We start from the raw sequence: 16,380 nt of genomic DNA, 5'->3' as shown, positions 1-16,380 counted from the left end.
CCCGCGGATCACAACCCGCGGGCCTTTTTAAAATGAGCTGAGCGAGTTAAGCACTTAAGCGTAGAGCAGGTAGGCAAACAAACCGACGCCCAGAATCAGACGATAAATCACAAACGGCATCATGCCCATACGTGAGATCATCTTCAAAAAAAGATGAATACACAAATAAGCACTGACAAATGAGGTGATAATCCCGGTCAGCAAGAAACCAACATGCACTGGCTCACCGCTAGTGACAAGTTTCAAACCAAGGTAAGAACCCGCCAAGGTAATGATTGGGATCGACATTAAGAAAGAGAAACGCGCTGCCGCCTCACGGGTAAAACCCAGATAAAGCGCTGCGGTAATGGTGGCTCCTGAGCGAGAAGTACCAGGGATAATGGCCACCGCTTGAGCAAGGCCGATAAAGAGCGCTTTTTTCCAGCCCGCTTGATACTCATCATTGAGCAGCGTGGCATTCTTATCAACCCACCACAGCAACAAGCCGAAGATGATGGTCGTGGTTGCGATCACATAAGCGCTGCGTAAGTAAACCTCAACCACATCTTTCATCAATAAGCCAAAAATACAGGCAGGAATGGTCGCCAGCACGATCATCCACGCCAACTTCGCTTCTTTACTGCGATCCCCTTTAAAAACGGAGGCGAACAAAGCCGAAAACAGCGTGATCACTTCATGGCGGAAGTAGATGACCACTGCGGCCAACGTCCCTACATGCACAGCGACATCGAAAGCCAATCCTTGATCTGCCCAGCCAAAAATCGCCGAGGGCAAAATTAAATGCGCCGAACTGGAAATCGGCAAAAACTCCGTTAGGCCTTGGATCAAAGCCAACACAAACGCTTCAAAATAACTCATGGTTTACTCGGTTTTTATAATGAAAAATCAATTTTTTGCAAAGAGTCGAGCTCCTTTGCATTGCGCCAAATTTGCTCGACGGTTCGACCATCACCCGGAATGGTCAACTCCGGTTGCAAATCATACAAAGGTTGAATGACAAAAGGGTATTTAAAAATATCGCTGCGAGGCAACTGCGGATTTTGCGCGCAAATGCAGTCACCAAACAACACAATATCGAGATCTAAGGTGCGATCTTGAAATTTTTGCGCATTCGTATCTCGACCCCACTTATGTTCGATCGCGCGCAAACGTGCGACAAACTCCGGCAGTGCGAGGTCAGTATTGAGCTGAATAACAAAGTTAAAAAAAGGATGGCTATCAAAGCCGACCGCAGCACATTCGTATATCGGCGAAGCGCGTAAATCACTGCCCAATGCCGCCAACTCTTGCCAAGCTGCGCGGGCGTGTTTCTCTCGCTCTAGATTGCTACCCACGCCGATATACGCGGTGTTCATGCCTGACCTCGTTCAATGACAACGCCCACCGCGCGTGCCTGTGGCACGGCTCCGGGCTTGGCCAGACGGATACGAATCCAAGGGACGTTAAAACGGCTCATGATCAACTCAGCCACTTCCTCGGCGACACGTTCGACCAACAGAAAACGGCCACCTTCGATATGTGTCAGCACGGCCTCACTCACTTGGGCATAATCGAGCGCGTCGCACACATCGTCGCTTTTGCCAGCAGGGCGATTGTCGTGGGCCATCTCGATATCCAGTGCCAGCTTCTGTTTGATCTCCTGCTCCCAGTCGTATACACCGATTGTGGTGATCACTTCCAACTGTTCAATAAACACTTTGTCCAGCGCCATGTTTTGTCCTTATTAGAGGTCGGATACCCGTTTGGGGTAAATTCATCGTATTATTTTCGCAATCGCGCTATGATAGCAACTACGCGAAAAATGAGCATTAATTTCCAAATATTTAGGTACTCACATGGACGCACTGGCAGTGACAATGACCATCATCGCCTACCTGCTGGGATCAATATCCAGCGCGGTGTTGATTTGTCGTGTGCTGAGATTGCCTGATCCACGAGGTGTGGGTTCCAATAACCCTGGCGCGACCAATGTACTGCGCATTGGCGGAAAAGGCACCGCGGCCGCTGTTTTGCTCTGTGACATGCTCAAAGGCACCATTCCGGTGTGGAGCGGTTACTATTTCGGTATCGACCCCATCTTACTTGGCGTGATTGCCATTGCGGCGTGTTTAGGCCATATGTACCCAATTTTCTTTCATTTTCAGGGTGGTAAAGGTGTGGCCACCGCACTTGGCGCGATCGCGCCCATCGGCCTTGATTTGACCGCGATGATCATGGCCACTTGGCTGACGGTGGCATTGCTGTTTCGCTATTCTTCACTGGCCGCGCTCATTACTGTACTGCTTGCACCCTTTTATACGTGGATGATCAAACCTCAGTATACCTTGCCTGTCGGTATGCTGTGCTGCTTGATTGTGCTGCGCCATCACCAAAATATCCGCCGCCTTTTTACTGGCGAAGAACCGAAAATCGGCGAAAAGAAATTGCCTTTCCCCAAACCTTAATCACGGATACTCAACAACGATTTAAAGCAGCGGCCTCAACATCAGCCCGCTGCTTTTGACACATTTAGGCATAAACCTGCGCAAAAAAATCGCTCAGCATACGGTTAACAAACTCCGGCTGCTCCAGATTGCTAATGTGGCCTGCATTAGGGATCTCGATTAATTGGCTGGCCGTGATCACATCTTGCATCAGATAGGACTCGAACACCGGACGCGGCTTATCTTCTCTACCGACGGCAATAAGCGTCGGCAAGGCAAAGTTCTCGGCATCTTCAATCACATCTCGGCGACCAAACACCATGCGTCCCACTCTCGCCACTTGCACCGCTTGTTCCCCGGAAAGAGAGGCAAGTTTTTGTGTAAAATCATCAACCAACTGAGGTTTTTTTTCTTTCACATCGTTGGCGAAAAACAGCGGCACCACCGCTTCAACTATTGGTGGTGGCACCAGTTGGCTTTGGCTAATAGCGTCTAACATGGCGAAATATTTTTTATGCGTCACTTCAGGTTCCAGACCAATAAAGGTATCCATCAGTACCAAAGACTTCACCCGCGCAGGTGCCTGCGAGACTAACTCCGCCCCCCACATGCCGCCGACGGATAAGCCAACAACAGAAAACTGCTCAATGGCTAAATGGTCCATCAAGGCCAGGACATGACGCGCGTAATCACCCAATGAATGGCAGTTCGCTGGCGCCGCCTGTGATTGCCCGTGCGCCCACAGTTCAGGAACGATGCAGCGATAGGATTGGCTTAGCCATTCAACTTGTGGCGCCCACATTGCGCTGTCCCACAAATAACTATGACCAAACAGCAAAACAGGGCCTTGGCCCACATCCTGATACGCCATCTGCTGACCATCAATCTCGAATGTCTTCATTTCTTACCCTTTTGACTGATAAAAACGGCCGCCTTGGCGACCGCTTGTCTCTGTTATTGTTCAATTGCCGTCAGCGTATCAATCGGCCAGCGCGGACGCGCCTCAACGGCTAAATCTGACACTTCATTGTTCTTCAAACGTTGCATACCGGCGTAAGCAATCATCGCTCCGTTGTCGGTGCAAAATTCGGTGCGCGGGTAATAGACCTCACCGCCCACTTTCTTCGCCAATTTCGCTAACTCGGCGCGTAAGCGTTTGTTGGCACTCACCCCGCCCGCAATCACAATACGCTTCATGCCAGTTTGCTCGAGAGCACGCTTGCATTTTATCGCCAAGGTTTCACACACCGCCTCTTCAAACGCTAAGGCGATATCGGCACGAGTCTGCTCATCATCACCGTTGGCTGCAATGGTATTGGCGGTGAACGTTTTCAGACCTGAAAAACTCATGTCTAACCCTGGGCGATCAGTCATAGGGCGGGGAAACTTAAATCGCCCTGGAGTGCCTTTTTCCGCCAACTTGGACAATAGCGGTCCTCCTGGATAGTCCAGTCCCATCAGCTTGGCGGTTTTATCGAATGCTTCACCTGCTGCATCATCGATCGATTCGCCTAAGATTTTGTACTCACCGATGCCTTTGACTTCCACCATCATCGAATGGCCACCAGAGACCAGCACCGCAACAAACGGAAACGGCGGTGGATTCTCTTCCAACATAGGCGCAAGTAAATGGCCTTCCATGTGATGCACGGGCACGGCTGGCACGCCCCAAGCGTACGCCAAACTGCGTCCAATCGTCGCGCCAACCAATAGTGCACCAACCAGCCCTGGGCCAGCGGTGTACGCCACACCATCAATCTCTTTTGCGCTCAGATTGGCTTCTTTGAGCGCTTCTTTGATCAGCGGAATGGTTTTTTTTACGTGGTCACGTGAAGCCAGCTCAGGCACCACACCGCCGTAATCGGCGTGCAGTTTAATCTGGCTATAAAGTTGGTGGGCTAGCAAGCCTTTCTCATCGTCATAAATGGCGATGCCTGTTTCGTCACAGGAGGTTTCAATGCCGATAATGCGCATAGTGTTCTCGGTATGCTTAGTGCTAATTGAAAATTGGCGACATATTACCTCGCTGGACTCTGACAAACAAATTTTGTACAGACAATAGTCGACAAAAGGCTTTACAAAGCCATTGTGATCGGATTAAAATTCCGCACCATTTTTGATCAAGCTGGTTAGAGACCAATCGCTAGTGATTTGTCTGTTTATTACCAGCGCTAACGAATAACCCCTGAGGTGAAAGGCATATGCCAGTAGTTAAAGTACGTGAAAACGAACCGTTCGACGTTGCTCTACGTCGTTTCAAGCGCTCTTGCGAAAAAGCAGGTATCCTTTCTGAAGTGCGTCGTCGTGAGCACTACGAAAAACCAACTACAGTTCGCAAACGCGCTAAAGCAGCAGCTCAAAAGCGTCACGCTAAGAAGCTAGCTCGCGAAAACGCTCGTCGCGTTCGCCTGTACTAATAACTGAGCTCCTGGTTAAGGAATTTAGTTATGGCTCTGATTGACACTCTCAAAGAAGAGCAAAAATTAGCGATGAAAGCCAAGGACAAACAGCGCCTTGGCACAATCCGTTTAGCCTTATCAGCCATTAAGCAACGTGAAGTTGACGAGCAGATCACTCTGAGCGACGACGACATTCTCGCTGTGCTGACCAAAATGGTTAAACAACGTCGCGACTCTGTATCGCAGTTTGAAGCGGCAGGTCGTCAAGACTTGGCCGATGCGGAGAAAGCAGAAATTACTGTGCTTGAAGACTTCATGCCACAACCGCTTAGCGAAGAAGAAGTAACCGCGCTTGTTGAAGCCGCCGTTATTGAATCTGGCGCTGCTGGCATGCAAGACATGAGCAAAGTAATGGCTGTGCTCAAGCCGCAAATTCAAGGTCGTGCAGATATGGGTAAAGTGAGCGGTTTAGTTCGCGCTAAACTGGCTTAATACCCGCACCTGTTTGCAGCAAGCCGTGCTATCCTTTGGAGCGCACGGCTTGTTTGTATCTACTCTTCTCTTTTTTATTAGGTTTTATGGCAGGACACATCCCTCGTAGTTTTATTGATGACCTCCTAGCTCGACTAGATATCGTCGATATTATTGACGCACGGGTAAAACTTAAGAAAAAAGGCAAGAACTACGGTGCTTGCTGCCCTTTCCACAACGAGAAAACCCCCTCGTTCAGCGTCAGTCAGGAAAAGCAGTTTTACCACTGCTTCGGCTGCGGTGCGCACGGTAATGCCATCGACTTCATGATGGAATATGAGCGACTCGAATTTGTTGAAGCCATTGAAGAACTCGCCTCTTATCTCGGTTTAGATGTGCCGAGAGAGCAGCGCGCTCAAGGTAGTGGACGCTTTAGCCAAGCCCCTCAAGCCAGCAGCAGCGAAAAACGCAGCTTGTATGACTTGATGGCGAGCATCGCACAGTTTTATCGTGACCAACTCAAACAGCCTACGGGCAAAGTAGCGATTGATTATCTGAAAAATCGTGGCCTCTCGGGCGAAATAGTGCAGAAGTTTGGCATCGGTTACATCGCCGATGAGTGGGATTTGGTGCGCAGAAACTTCGGCCAACACAATGAAGCTCAAGAGATGTTGGTCTCAGGCGGCATGTTGATCGAAAATGACAAAGGCAATCGCTACGACCGTTTTCGCGGCCGAGTGATGTTCCCCATCCGCGATCGCCGTGGTCGAGTCATTGGTTTTGGTGGGCGAGTGATTGGCGAAGGTACGCCAAAGTACCTCAACTCGCCCGAAACACCGATTTTCCACAAAGGCAAAGAACTCTACGGCCTGTATGAAGTGTTGCAAGCCTATCGCGAGCCACCACAAATTTTGGTGGTCGAAGGCTATATGGATGTTGTCGCCTTGGCGCAATATGGCGTAGATTATTCCGTCGCGTCCCTTGGCACCTCCACCACTGGCGATCACTTGCAAGTGTTGTTCAGACAAACCAGCACCGTGGTGTGTTGCTATGATGGAGACCGCGCAGGCAGAGAAGCGGCTTGGCGCGCAATGGAAAACGCCCTGCCGTACCTGACCGATGGGCGCCAACTTAAGTTCATGTTTCTACCGGATGGCGAAGACCCGGATTCTTATATTCGCCAATTTGGTAAAGCAGAGTTCGAGCGACAAGTTGCCAGCGCCACGCCATTGTCCGAGTTTATGTTTAGCTCCCTTGCTCAACAGGTGGACATGAGCAGCAAAGAGGGCATGGCAAAACTCAGTACACTCGCTGTTCCATTAATTGATAAGGTGCCAGGCGGAACTTTACGTCTATACTTGAGAGAATTGTTGGGACGTCGACTTGGTTTGGTTGATGAGCGTCAGTTGCAGCAACTCATTGCACGCCAAGCTCAAAGCGAACAAAAGCCTCAGCCTCACCGAGAGCTGAAGCGAACCCCGATGCGTGAAGTCATCGCCTTGTTAATCCAGCGCCCAGATTTTGCCCAGTTGGTGCCTGATCTGAGCTCAGTCGCTCACTTAACCATACCCGGCTTAAGTTTATTGATAGAAGTGCTTGAAAAATGTCAAGCACGTCCCAATATCACTACGGGCCAATTGTTAGAAAGCTGGCGTGGTAGCCAGAATGAGACCCTTCTGTCTCGTCTTGCGAGCTGGGAAATCCCCCTCGTTGAAGATAATGAAGAAGATATATTTTTGGATTCACTGGATAAAATTCTTGCCCAGTGCGTCGAAAAGCAAATTGAAAACCTGCAGGCAAAAGATAGAAGTATCGGCTTATCAGCCGATGAAAGAAGGGAGCTGCTAGCACTAATGCTAGATTTAAAAGCGTAACCCTGTTTAATTAGTCAGCAACGATTTTATTTGCTATAGTTAGTGGTTTGCATTTCGCATACTAATTCCTTCACCAGATTACGAAGTTGGATACCGTCTATGGATCATAATCCGCAGTCACAGCTAAAACTACTTGTCATTCGTGGCAAAGAGCAAGGCTATCTGACCTACGCCGAAGTAAATGACCACCTACCTGCTGAGATCGTCGATTCCGAGCAGGTGGAAGATATCATTCAGATGATCAACGACATGGGCATCAAAGTAGTAGAAACTGCTCCTGATGCTGATGACCTGTCACTGAGTGATGAAACAAACATTACCGATGAAGACGCAGCCGAAGCGGCAGCGGCAGCACTTTCGAGTGTAGAAAGCGAAATTGGCCGTACCACGGATCCCGTGCGTATGTACATGCGCGAAATGGGCACGGTAGAACTACTAACACGCGAAGGCGAAATTGATATCGCTAAACGTATTGAAGATGGTATTAACCAAGTACAATCTTCGGTTGCCGAATACCCAGGTACCATTCCTTACATCCTTGAGCAATTTGATAAAGTGCAGGCAGAAGAGCTTCGTCTGACCGACCTTATCAGTGGCTTTGTCGATCCTAACGCTGACGAAACCGCAGCGCCAACCGCAACACACATCGGCTCTGAGCTGACCGAGGCGGATCTGGAAGATGAAGACAGCAACGACATGGACGACGATGAAGACGAGGATGAAGACGGCGACGATTCAAGCTCAGATTCTGATGAAGATATCGGCATCGATCCTGAAGTGGCACTTGAGAAATTCACCCAACTGCGCAACAGCTACCAGAACGTTCAGCTTGCTATTAACGAGCACGGCTACGAAAGCGCTCAGGTCGCTCAAGCTCATGAAGTGATGTTGGAAGTATTCAAAGAGTTCCGTCTCACGCCAAAACAGTTTGACCATCTGGTTAATGAACTTCGCACAGCAATGGATCGCGTTCGTACCCAAGAACGTTTGATCATGAAATCTGCGGTCGAAATCGCCAAGATGCCGAAAAAGTCGTTCATCGCTCTGTTTACTGGCAACGAGTCCAACGACGCATGGCTGGATCAGATCCTCGCATCTGACAAACCATACGCAGAAAAAATCCGCCAAAACGAAGAAGACATTCGCCGTTCAATCGCCAAGCTGAAAGCTATTGAAGAAGAAACCTCTTTGTCTGTTAACAACATCAAAGACATCAGCCGTCGTATGTCTATCGGTGAAGCGAAAGCACGCCGGGCGAAGAAAGAGATGGTGGAAGCGAACTTACGTCTGGTTATTTCTATCGCGAAGAAATACACCAACCGTGGTCTGCAATTCCTCGATCTCATTCAGGAAGGCAACATTGGTCTGATGAAAGCGGTAGATAAGTTTGAATACCGCCGCGGCTACAAGTTCTCAACATACGCCACATGGTGGATTCGTCAGGCGATCACTCGCTCTATCGCAGACCAAGCCCGTACAATCCGTATTCCGGTGCACATGATCGAAACGATCAACAAACTCAACCGTATCTCGCGTCAAATGCTACAAGAGATGGGCCGTGAGCCACTACCGGAAGAACTGGCTGAGCGCATGCAGATGCCAGAAGACAAGATCCGTAAAGTACTGAAAATTGCCAAAGAGCCAATCTCCATGGAGACACCTATTGGTGACGACGAAGATTCTCATCTAGGCGATTTCATCGAGGATACCACTCTAGAGCTTCCTCTGGATTCTGCAACGGCCACCAGCCTAAAAGCAGCAACCAAAGAAGTTCTTGCTGGCCTAACGCCTCGTGAAGCAAAAGTACTGCGTATGCGCTTTGGTATCGACATGAACACCGACCACACTCTAGAAGAAGTGGGCAAACAGTTCGATGTAACGCGTGAGCGTATCCGTCAGATCGAAGCAAAAGCACTACGTAAACTGCGTCACCCAAGCCGCTCAGAAACCCTGCGCAGCTTCTTAGACGAATAACAAGGCGTGTTTCAGACAAAAGGTGAGCCTCGGCTCACCTTTTTTGTTATTTGTTGTGCTAAGTGAATAAAAACTAAGCGCAATTAGCCGTCGTAACATCTAGACACCCTGCCCTAGTTCTCCTATAATCTTGGCTCTTATTTGGCCCCTTAGCTCAGTGGTTAGAGCAGTCGACTCATAATCGATTGGTCCGCAGTTCAAGTCTGCGAGGGGCCACCATATTTCAGAAGGTTAGTAAGCGTAGTGTTTACTAACCTTTTTTTGTACCTAACGATTTTGGGTCAGGTAATGGGTCAGGTAAGCCCCGATCACGCACTCTTCTCTGCCTTCTTCCAATACTAATCCGAATACTACGCTGTTGCCAAATGTGTCCTTCTGGCTGATAAAACTCTCTCATAGAGAACAAAGAGAGGTATTTAACTCGCAAACCAGTCATAAGTAACTTAAATTGCACTTATAGATAATTTCTTATACAGTCACTACAAAAGTGAGCTATAGTGAACTTATATATTAAGACGAACCCAATAGTGACAAAAGTACATTAAAAGACACTTATGAAAAAAGGTAAGATGGTAAAGGCACAACCTATGCCTGATTTGAATACCGAGTTCAGTATGGAAACGCTGGGGAGCGCCATTCGCTCAAAGCGCACCGATAGAGGCTGGCGTATTGATGATCTCGCTTTAAAAGCCAACTTATCTCGTAGAACAGTAATGAAGGTAGAAAAAGGCGATACCAGTGTCACCTTTGCCAATGTACTCGTCCTCATGGATATCTTAGGGCTATCGTTACGCCTTATCGACTTAAACCTATTTGTTCGTCCACATAGCCAAATAACCTCCCAAGCTGAAAACAGCGTGAGAAGCAGTGAGGACGGTTGGTATGAGTAAGTTACAACAGTTAGACGTGTTTATCGGTACGAATACCAAAATTGGTCGTTTGATTCTTCCTGTCGGAACAGAAACAGAGTTCTCATTCATCTATGAAGATGAATGGAAACACACGGGTTTCCCGATTTCTCCCCACATCCCTTTCGATGGTCAGGCTTCGCCACGTAGTATCGAGAACTATCTCAGAAATCTCCTTCCTGAAGGAGAAGCCTTTGAGGAGATGATACAAAACACCACTATCTCCAAAAGCAACACGTTCGGGCTGATTCGTAAGCTTGGTGCGGAAACATCTGGCGCATTGTCTTTTCGAGTTCCAGACTCAGAACCTGGGGAAACCAGTTTTAGATCTGTACCTGATGATGAACTAATAGAACGACTAGAGCGAAATCTAGCGCCATTAGTTTATTGGGACGGTAAGGTTCGCCTTTCGGTTGCTGGTGTGCAAAACAAATTAAACTTACTTAAGCGCGGTGATGAATGGGGGTTTGGTGAAGGCAAATTAAGTTCGAACTACATTCTGAAGTTTGAAAGCGGTAGAGCACCGTGTATTGCTGTTAATGAGTTCTTTTGCATGACATTAGCCAAGCTAGCAGGTTTGGACGTCGCTAATGTTGAGTTAACCCGCATTGGGAAGACTAGGACACTGATAATAGAGCGGTTCGATCGTGCCTATATCGAGGCTCGTGATGTCGTTCAACGAAGACATGTGATTGATGGCTGTCAGGCAACTGACTTACCTCCAGGTTACAAATACGAGCGTCAGAATGGGGATGAAGGCGATGGCGTATATATGCGTGATGGCGTTTCTTTCCCACGCCTACTGTGCGTCAAAACCATAGACACGGTAATCACCAATCTAAAGCTTACCCAATGGATGCTCTTTAATCTAGCAACACTAAACTACGATGCCCATGGTAAAAATATTAGCTTCTTCGTCACCCCTAAAGGTCTGGAACTGACCCCTTTTTATGATTTAGTAAACATAGAAGCAATCGCTCAAGAGGGAGCAAAACGCAACTCACGAAGCGGTAAATTGTCTGCTGATGAGGGCCGTGCCGCCAGCATCCCTCAATATTTTGCAATGTCGATTGGAGATTGGGAAAGTGAAGACTTTCAAAATCCGCCGAAAGGTAACTTCAAACGCCCTATCACCAGCTATGATTTAGCTGAATTCGGCGCTCTGCTGAGTTATTCAGGCACCAAAATGGCTTCCATAATGGTAGAAACCGTTGATGCTATAAAAAATGCTCTGAAGGAAGCGATTGACCTTACCGAAGCTCAAGGAATCGACGATGGGGAACGTGAACACATAGAGCTATGTGTGTCACTCATCCAAACAGAGTGTGAACATTTACTAAGTCAGGCCGAGAGTGTACCAGAAATGAGTGAGCTTCTTTAATGGCAAATGCAGGGGCACTCGTTAGCAAGTTATATAAGCTATTCCACATTCGCACTTACTTCTCTCAACCTACTCGAAGCCAAATGAGCATCTCTAATACTGGTTTGCGGCGATTGATGCCCTAATAAATGCTGAACATCATAGAGCGTGGCATTTCCGCTGTTTATGAGGATCGATGCGAAGCTGTGCCTCAAATCATGAATTCGGAAGTTGTCTGTAATCCCGGCAGCTTTCTTGATTCGGGCGAATGCCTTCTTCGGATGAGCGATAGGTCTGCCGGGTGCATCTCCGGCAAAGATATAGGGGTTCTTCGGTTGTTGAAATCGTCGTTGATATTTCCAGCGCCAGCGAATAGTTGTCCGGCGATTAACCCGCGTATTGGGTAACCGATAGGTAACAAAAGGGCAGAATGAATCTGCCCTTTTGCATTTTTGCATTGCTCAATCCGACAAATAGTACTGCACCGTCGAAACTACACGGACGATTTTAATATGTGGTGTATTGCTATCGCGCTCATAAATGGTGAACTGACCTTGGGAAGCATTGCGAATTTTGCCAAGGGTACTATGCGAATCTTTGGCAAACTTTTCGGCCACTTCACGGGCGTTTTTAGTGGCTTCTTCAATCATGTCGGGTTTGACATCATTAAGTTTCGTAAAGCTGTATACCACAGAGTTGTAGTAAGGATCTTGGTTGAAGACGATGCCTTGCTTACCCAAACGGCCAATTTGGCTGATGGCTTGGCGCACGACGTCCACTTGGGTGCTGAACACAGTGATCGTCTGTGTCGCCAGATAGCGGTATTGCGGCTCCATTTCACCGCCATATTGTTGCGCTTTTTTGTCGATCACCGCTGGCGCTGCAAGCGTGACGTTTTCGTCAATCCCCGCTTCTTTGAGGAACGTTTCAATGATGGCAGTTTGGCTCTCGACCCGAGTAAACAGTTTCTGCACATCGTTGTCAGCGACGGTGAACTGGATCGGCCAGATAACGGTGTCTGCCGGATATTCTCGCTCCGATAAGCCTTTGACCGTCACCACACGCTCATACGCTTTAAACTGAATCGCAGTCTGCTGTAAAAAATAGCCGAGCAATCCCAAGCCTAGCATCAGGGAAATACCCAAAATCAGCGCGGCCCTACTATTGAGCTCTTTCATTGTTCTGTCCTTAATGGAGAAAGTGAATAACTGGCTAAAACATAGCGTATTTATTGCTTCAAGGCTAAGAAACGCCGTGAAGAAGAAAAAGAAACGGGAACCGATATCGATTCCCGTTTTTCCAGAGCAGCAAAACAAAGGTTTATTGACTTATGCGTTATTTTTTATCCCGCATTTGCAACTTAACACCCAAACTTAGGATTTGATGCAAAATTAGTATATTTTGTGAGCAATAGATTATTTGTATCAATTAAATTAATCATTGTTGCATTGAACTTAAAACACCCTTCACTGAACTGTCACGCGCGCGTCACTAAAGCCTCATCATTGTGCAGCGTACCTGTCACAAAACCGCCTTAGCATGCCTTTAGCAATACTGTCTAGAGGTGACTATGACAACAAGCAGTCCTTTCCGTCTCCCACGTAAGACCCCATTTGGCATCGGCGAAAATGTCGCGGAGTGGATGACCGGTTTGAGCAAACTGGATAAGTTTTATATGCAGCGCCCAGTGGGCTGCAACACCCCTGCTTTCCTGCGCTATACCTTGCAAGTGCTGGGTATCGACTATCATATCGCGCGCGGGTCATTGGACTCAGTGCCGAAAATCGGCCCGACGGTAGTGGTGGCGAACCATCCGCTTGGGTGTGTCGAAGGGGTTATTTTGGCCGAGCTACTGCTCACCATTCGCAGCGACGTGCAGATCTTAGCCAATCAATACCTCAAAACTGTGCCAGAGCTGGATAAGCTGTTTATCGGTGTCGATGTGTTTGAAGGCAAAGATGCGATGAAATCCAATATGAAAGCACTGCGCGACGCCAACAAACACCTTGCTCAGGGCGGCTTATTATTGGTCTTCCCTGCGGGCGAAGTGTCGCAATTGGTCGACCGCAAACAGCGCCGAGTGGAAGATAAAGACTGGAGCCGCTCTGTCAGTGCCTTGATCCGCAAGAACAGAGCCACCGCGGTGCCCGTTTTTATTAATGGGCAAAACTCGCAGCGCTTTTATATGGCGGGCAAAATTCACCCTTTGCTGCGCACGCTGATGCTCGGGCGAGAACTGCTGAACAAAAACAACCAGCCGATCCAGCTCTCCATTGGCCAAGCAATCAAATACAAAGAAGTGACCACGCTCAATGATGAGCAGTTGGTCAGTTATTTGCGCCTCAACACTTATTTACTCGACCACAGAGGGAACGGCCAAGTAGCAGCCAATAGTCACCCAGTGAGCCAAGAGCCGATTGCGCAGCCGCTCGACAAAGCAATACTGCTGCGCGAGTTGGCCATGCTGCCAAGCGATGCACAACTGCTGAAACAAGGGGAGTTTAGCGTCTATTGTGCCAAAGCATCGCAAATCCCCTCTTTGCTGCATGAAATTGGCCGCCAGCGAGAAATTAACTTTCGCGCGGTCGGCGAAGGAACGGGCAACGCGATAGATATCGACCATTTTGATCACTACTACCACCATCTGTTTGTGTGGGACGATGAACAGCAATGCTTAGTGGGCGCTTATCGCCTTGGCTTGGTGGACGAACTGCAAGCGCAGCTGGGGATTGACGGCCTCTACTCGCGCACTCTGTTTGAATACGATCAGCGTTTTCTTTCCCAGCTTGGTCAGTCGATTGAAATGGGACGCTCGGTGATCACCGCCGAATACCAACGCAGCATGAGCGCGCTGCTTTTGCTGTGGAAAGGGATCGCCACTTTTGTCCACCAGCATCCGCAGTACACGCATCTGTTCGGCCCGGTGAGCATCAGCAACGATTACAGCCCCGCAGCGCGACAGTTACTGGCTCAATCGATGACGCTGCACCACTATGACACGGCCAATGCCGAACATGTGAAGCCACTCAATCCGCTGCCCGAGGCGCACCTCGGCTGGAACACCAGCATGTTGACGGCGCTCGGCGATTTGCAACTGTTGTCGCGCGTTATTGCCCGCCTCGATGAAGGGAAAAGCGTACCTGTGCTGTTGAGGCAATATTTAGGGCTCAATGGCAAACTGGTGTGCTTTAATGTCGATCCTGCGTTTAACAACGCACTGGATGGTTTGATCGTGGTGGACTTGCGTGATGTCCCAGAGAAGACTCTGGCGAAATACATGACCGTAAGCGGCGCCGAGGCGTATCTCAAGCACCATCAAGCCCTTGATAGATAACCAGCCCTGAACAACTAACCTCTACCGCAAGCAGTCACGAGCAACTGGTCCGTGACTGCTTTGGCAGTTTTAAAATCACGACTTTACTCTTACTGAGAAGACATATATCGCAATTTTACACCACTGATTAAACAGAACCCTTCAAAAAACAATTAATAAAACATCAAAACGCAGTCATTCAGTCGATTCGATACGCTGATTTTAACTAGCAACTCAGTTGACGAGAAATTGATCTGCTTTGACTCTGTTGGCAAACAACAATCGATAACGAGGAAGTCATGCCAGCCAACAAACCCTGCCAATCCCTACTAAAACGCGCGCTGATTGCGTCGGTCGCCCTGCTCTCCTTTTCCACCTTTGCCACCGATCAAGTCTATCGTCTCAAGCTCGCAGAAACTTGGGGGCCAAACACGCCCATTTTAGGCGATGCGTCGAAAAATATGGCCAAACTGGCACAAGAGATGTCCAACGGGCGTTTGCAGATCCGCATTGATTCCGCCAACAAACACAAAGCGCCGCTTGGCGTGTTTGATATGGTGAAATCAGGTCAATACGATTTGGGCCATTCCAGCTCTTACTATTGGAAAGGCAAAGTGCCGAATACCCTCTATTTTTCTTCAATGCCGTTTGGCATGGTCACCATGGAGCAGTACGCGTGGTTTATCACGGCGGCGGTATGGAGCTGATGGAAAAAGTGTATGCACCGCACAATCTGCTCTCCTTTCCCGGTGGCAATTCTGATATTCAAATGGGCGGTTGGTTTAAAAAAGAGATCAACTCACTGGAAGATTTGTAAGGGCTGAAAATGCGTATTCCGGGCTTTGCGGGCGAAGTGCTGGCCCGTGTCGGCGCCAAACCAACCAATATTGCCCCCGGAGAGCTGTATACATCACTTGAGCGCGGCACCATAGATGCACTGGAATGGGTCGGGCCTGCGTTTGATCTGCGCATGGGATTTCAAAAGATCGCCCCTTACTATTACACCGCTTGGCATGAACCGGGCTCAGAAACCCAGTTCTTAGTCAATAAGAAAACGTGGGATAAATTACCCAAGGATCTCCAAGTTATCTTGGAAACGGCGTTTCGTGTCGCGGCGTTTGACATGTACACCCAAGCGGTGGATGCCAATGCCAGCAGTTGGGCGACGATGAAAAGCGAGTATCCCGACATTAAAGTGCGCGACTTTCCGCCGCAGGTGCTCGCTGCGATGCGAACTGCCACCCAAGAGTTGCTCGCAGAAGAAGCGGCCAAAGATCCGTTGGCAAAAGAGATCATCGACTCACAAGAGCAGTATCTGAAAAAAGTTCGCGCTTGGACCAACATCTCCACCCAAGCCTATTTGCAAAGCAACACTCAATAACTCATAGCAACAAGTCGGCGGCACTGTGCGTTCTTCTTCAGTGTCGCCTCCCACTGAAAAGCCCGCTCAATTCTTGTCAAAAAGTTTCAAAAAACAGCAAAATCCAACAAGCATCACATTTTTATTTTTACCAACAAAAAACAAAAGGCGACATATATCACTTAAATATTTTATTTCACGAATAGAAATAAATCAGAGGTGATCAATGTCACAAAATATTTTTATTTATAATTTAATTAAATGGGATATTTATCACTACTATTTTTATTGACAAATA

Annotated in this window: 14 protein-coding genes, 1 tRNA gene and 2 pseudogenes; 10 read left to right on the top strand and 7 right to left on the bottom strand. The window is 48.4% G+C overall.

What is annotated here, in order from left to right; genetic code table 11:
- Positions 1-54 precede the first annotated feature (54 nt).
- Genes EA26_RS02910 through folB form a run of 3 tightly spaced genes read right to left on the bottom strand, consistent with a single transcriptional unit; the run spans position 55 to position 1,711 of the window.
- Positions 55-858, bottom strand: a complete 804-nt coding sequence (locus EA26_RS02910) for an undecaprenyl-diphosphate phosphatase (RefSeq protein WP_039423885.1) — start codon at positions 856-858, stop codon at positions 55-57.
- A 14-nt stretch (positions 859-872) separates the two neighbouring features.
- The gene (gene folK, locus EA26_RS02905; protein ID WP_039423882.1) at positions 873-1,355 is read right to left on the bottom strand and encodes a 2-amino-4-hydroxy-6-hydroxymethyldihydropteridine diphosphokinase; all 483 of its coding nucleotides are present in this window, start codon (positions 1,353-1,355) and stop codon (positions 873-875) included.
- On the bottom strand, positions 1,352-1,711 hold the full coding sequence (gene folB, locus EA26_RS02900) for a bifunctional dihydroneopterin aldolase/7,8-dihydroneopterin epimerase (protein ID WP_039423879.1): 360 nt from the start codon (positions 1,709-1,711) through the stop codon (positions 1,352-1,354). Before folB ends, folK begins: the two co-directional genes overlap by 4 nt.
- A 124-nt stretch (positions 1,712-1,835) precedes the next feature.
- Between folB and plsY the strand changes: the two genes are divergently transcribed.
- Positions 1,836-2,444 (top strand): glycerol-3-phosphate 1-O-acyltransferase PlsY, encoded by a 609-nt coding sequence (gene plsY, locus EA26_RS02895; RefSeq protein ID WP_039423876.1) that lies wholly within the window; start codon positions 1,836-1,838, stop codon positions 2,442-2,444.
- Between the two features lie 64 nt (positions 2,445-2,508).
- On the opposite strand, the gene EA26_RS02890 is transcribed toward plsY, so the two are convergent.
- On the bottom strand, positions 2,509-3,324 hold the full coding sequence (locus EA26_RS02890; protein WP_039423873.1) for an alpha/beta fold hydrolase: 816 nt from the start codon (positions 3,322-3,324) through the stop codon (positions 2,509-2,511).
- A 53-nt stretch (positions 3,325-3,377) separates the two neighbouring features.
- A complete protein-coding gene (tsaD, locus tag EA26_RS02885) occupies positions 3,378-4,397 on the bottom strand; it encodes a tRNA (adenosine(37)-N6)-threonylcarbamoyltransferase complex transferase subunit TsaD (protein ID WP_039423869.1) in 1,020 nt (339 codons plus the stop codon).
- Positions 4,398-4,624: 227 nt separating this feature from the next.
- Between tsaD and rpsU the strand changes: the two genes are divergently transcribed.
- From rpsU to EA26_RS02850, 7 genes are all read left to right on the top strand, one after another.
- Positions 4,625-4,840, top strand: a complete 216-nt coding sequence (gene rpsU, locus EA26_RS02880; protein ID WP_001145625.1) for a 30S ribosomal protein S21 — start codon at positions 4,625-4,627, stop codon at positions 4,838-4,840.
- Between the two features lie 30 nt (positions 4,841-4,870).
- Entirely contained in the window at positions 4,871-5,314 is a 444-nt protein-coding gene (locus EA26_RS02875; RefSeq protein WP_039423701.1) for a GatB/YqeY domain-containing protein, read from the top strand.
- Between the two features lie 86 nt (positions 5,315-5,400).
- Positions 5,401-7,167, top strand: a complete 1,767-nt coding sequence (gene dnaG / locus EA26_RS02870; RefSeq protein WP_039428727.1) for a DNA primase — start codon at positions 5,401-5,403, stop codon at positions 7,165-7,167.
- Positions 7,168-7,266: 99 nt separating this feature from the next.
- Entirely contained in the window at positions 7,267-9,141 is a 1,875-nt protein-coding gene (gene rpoD / locus EA26_RS02865) for an RNA polymerase sigma factor RpoD (RefSeq protein ID WP_039423697.1), read from the top strand.
- 143 nt (positions 9,142-9,284) lie between these two features.
- Positions 9,285-9,360 (top strand) — tRNA-Ile (locus EA26_RS02860).
- A 335-nt stretch (positions 9,361-9,695) separates the two neighbouring features.
- Positions 9,696-10,031: a helix-turn-helix domain-containing protein gene (locus EA26_RS02855; protein ID WP_039423695.1), complete on the top strand. Its 336-nt coding sequence runs from the start codon at positions 9,696-9,698 to the stop codon at positions 10,029-10,031.
- Positions 10,024-11,430, top strand: coding sequence for a HipA domain-containing protein (locus EA26_RS02850; protein WP_039423692.1), 1,407 nt, complete (start codon positions 10,024-10,026; stop codon positions 11,428-11,430). The genes EA26_RS02855 and EA26_RS02850 overlap by 8 nt, the downstream gene beginning before the upstream one ends.
- A 38-nt stretch (positions 11,431-11,468) precedes the next feature.
- Here the strand turns inward: EA26_RS02850 and EA26_RS20210 are convergent.
- A pseudogene (locus tag EA26_RS20210) lies at positions 11,469-11,762 on the bottom strand (tyrosine-type recombinase/integrase); the annotation flags it as partial.
- Between the two features lie 108 nt (positions 11,763-11,870).
- Positions 11,871-12,587 carry an SIMPL domain-containing protein gene (locus EA26_RS02845; protein ID WP_039423689.1) on the bottom strand — a complete coding sequence of 239 codons (717 nt, stop codon included), beginning with the start codon at positions 12,585-12,587 and terminating at the stop codon, positions 11,871-11,873.
- A gap of 392 nt (positions 12,588-12,979) precedes the next feature.
- On the opposite strand from EA26_RS02845, the gene EA26_RS02835 reads away from it, so the two are divergent.
- Together EA26_RS02835 and EA26_RS02830 are read left to right on the top strand one after the other, a co-directional pair.
- Complete coding sequence (locus tag EA26_RS02835; RefSeq protein ID WP_039423684.1) at positions 12,980-14,743, top strand: bifunctional lysophospholipid acyltransferase family protein/GNAT family N-acetyltransferase; 1,764 nt, start codon at positions 12,980-12,982, stop codon at positions 14,741-14,743.
- 278 nt (positions 14,744-15,021) lie between these two features.
- Positions 15,022-16,103 (top strand): annotated as a pseudogene (locus tag EA26_RS02830) (TRAP transporter substrate-binding protein).
- The last annotated feature ends 277 nt before the right edge of the window (positions 16,104-16,380 follow it).

This window comes from Vibrio navarrensis (assembly GCF_000764325.1).
GTDB lineage: Bacteria > Pseudomonadota > Gammaproteobacteria > Enterobacterales > Vibrionaceae > Vibrio > Vibrio navarrensis.
The sequence above is the reverse complement of the archived record's forward strand: the minus strand, read 5'-3'. Positions and strand labels throughout refer to the sequence as shown.